3 protein-coding genes are annotated in these 2,593 nt (G+C 36.8%); 1 reads left to right on the top strand and 2 read right to left on the bottom strand.

Translation table 11 applies throughout. The features are described from left to right. The first annotated feature begins 213 nt into the window (after nucleotides 1–213). Nucleotides 214–816 (top strand): GTP cyclohydrolase II, encoded by a 603-nt coding sequence (gene ribA, locus ACY3FQ_RS18100; RefSeq protein ID WP_279741581.1) that lies wholly within the window; start codon nucleotides 214–216, stop codon nucleotides 814–816. A 120-nt stretch (nucleotides 817–936) separates the two neighbouring features. On the opposite strand, the gene trpA is transcribed toward ribA, so the two are convergent. Together trpA and trpB are read right to left on the bottom strand one after the other, a co-directional pair. Next, on the bottom strand, nucleotides 937–1,722 hold the full coding sequence (gene trpA, locus ACY3FQ_RS18105; RefSeq protein ID WP_489774602.1) for a tryptophan synthase subunit alpha: 786 nt from the start codon (nucleotides 1,720–1,722) through the stop codon (nucleotides 937–939). Further along, a partial coding sequence (trpB, locus tag ACY3FQ_RS18110) for a tryptophan synthase subunit beta (RefSeq protein ID WP_489774603.1) occupies nucleotides 1,719–2,593 on the bottom strand: 875 nt, incomplete at its 5' end. The genes trpB and trpA, both read right to left, overlap by 4 nt.

The raw sequence follows: 2,593 nt of genomic DNA on the forward strand, positions 1-2,593 counted from the left end.
ATAAAAATTGTATATTTAACATCCAACTAAAAAATAATTTTAGAAAACTTGTCAAACCTAAAATTATAAGTAACTGATTGCTTTTTATTGAAATTTACTTCACACACTAAAAACTCTTGTGTTTTCACATAAATTTCACTATCTGAGAACTATTTTAGCTGGAAAGTAATATTTGCAAGTTTCTAAATTCTTAAAATACAGGGGTATAGTTAAATGGCTATAGAATTTATTTCCAAATCAAAGTTACCTACTGCGTTTGGCGATTTTGAAATTATAGCGTTTCAAGACCAAAGTACTGGTGAAGAACATATCGCTCTTGCTAAAGGAATGGATACTATTTCTAATCAATCTGTACTCGTCAGAATTCATTCGGAATGCTTAACAGGTGATGCTTTTGGATCACTCAAATGTGATTGTGGTCCACAATTACACTCAACTATGAAAATGATAAATGATGCAGGTCAAGGTGTGATCTTATACTTACGCCAAGAAGGTCGCGGCATAGGACTAACCAATAAAATTCGAGCTTACGCACTTCAAGACCAAGGACATGATACTCTTGACGCCAATTTATTATTAAATTTACCAGCAGACGCTCGTAAATATGACATGTGCGCCATTATGTTAGATTATTTAAAAATAAAGAATGTAAAACTCATTACAAATAATCCACTTAAAATTAAATCTTTAACTGATTTAGGAATTGATGTTGTTGAGCGGGTTCCATTAAAAGTTGGCTTAAATATTTTTAACAAAGCTTATCTAGAGACAAAGCAAAAACGTATGTCACATCTGTATGATAATAGTGATTTCTAAAAAGCGATCACTTTCGGTAAAAATTCACAGACAAAGTTCCACCTCCCTTACGGGAGAGGGTTTTATCACATATAGTTCTTGATAAATTAACTTTAAATATACTGATTAAAAAACAGGATATTATTTATTTTCTCTAAGTATTTGCGAAAAAGCTGTGACTTTTTCTAAAGTTGCGTTCATCCCCTTATTAAAAAAAGTATCGACAAGCGCTGAGCCGATAATAATCAAATCTACCTTATTGGCTAAGGCTTTAACATGACTTTCATTTTTGATCCCAAAGCCAATTGCAACAGGAATATTAAAAATAGGCTTAATTTCAGCAATCTTTTTCTCAAGATTAAGCAGATTGAAGTCTCCCCCTGTTAAACCATTTTCTGCAACATGATATAAAAAACCTGTCGCACGCGCTGAAATTTGCTCTAACCTTTCAATTGGGGTAGTCGGCGCTGTCATTGCAATTAAATGCATATTTTTTTCATTTAACTGCACTTCAAATTTTTCTCGATATCCATATGGAGCATCTAAAATCAATATTCCATCTATAAGATTCTCTGTTTCGGCGATAAGTGTTTCGAAACCATATTGCATCATCGGATTTAAATAAGTCATAAAAATTATTGGTGTTTTTTCATCATGTAGCCTGATTGCTTTTACCAACTCAATGGTCTGTTTTACCGTTTGACCTGCACCTAAAGCCCTAAGATGCGCTGCCTGAATGATCTCTCCATCTGCCACTGGATCTGAAAATGGAATGCCAACTTCAATAATGTCAGCTCCAGCTTGACCTAATTGGCTCAACAGACGACAACTTTCTGCAAAATTAGGATCTCCAGCAGTAAAATAACAGACCAGACCACTTCGATTTTCCAGTTTCAATTGCTCTAATTTTTGATCTAGACGGTTCATGCTGTAACTCCTGCAAGATATTTTTTGACCGTGTTTAAGTCTTTGTCGCCTCTGCCACTTAAATTGACAATAATGATCTGTTCTGGCTGCATTTCTTGAGCAAGTTGAATCGCATATGCAATCGCATGGGAACTCTCAAGAGCAGGAATAATACCCTCCTGTTGGCTTAAAAGCTGAAATGCATTTACGGCTTCTTGGTCGGTTATAGCCGTGTATGTCACGCGTCCAGTTTCAAACAGAAGGCCATGTTCAGGGCCGATACCAGGATAATCTAAGCCAGCTGATATAGAGTGCCCTTCTAAAATCTGCCCATCTAAATCTTGTAATAAATAGGTTAAATTGCCATGCAGCACACCAACTTGACCTTTGCAAATAGAGGCGGCATGTTCACCAGTATGTGTTCCTTTTCCCCCCGCCTCAACGCCAAACATTTTGACATTTGGGTCTTCTAGAAAAGGATGCATCAACCCTAATGCATTTGATCCACCACCAACACAAGCAACCAAGGCATCGGGCAGTTTATTTTCTTTGAGGAGTATTTGGTTTCTGGCTTCTAAACCAATAATTTTCTGAAATTCTCTGACCATGGTGGGATATGGATGAGGGCCAGCAACCGTACCCAACAGGTAATAGGTTGTATCCACATGATGAATCCAGTCACGTAATGCTTCATTCATGGCATCTTTTAAAGTCCCACGACCTTTTTGAACACTTCTGACTTCAGCACCGAGTAATTTCATACGTTCAACATTCATTTGTTGGCGCTGAATATCTGTTTCTCCCATAAAAATGGTACATTTCATCTTAAACAGTGCGCAAACCGTTGCTGTTGCAACACCATGTTGTCCAGCACCCGTTTCTGCAATGATTC

It is taken from the genome of Acinetobacter sp. AB03 (genome assembly GCF_058107045.1).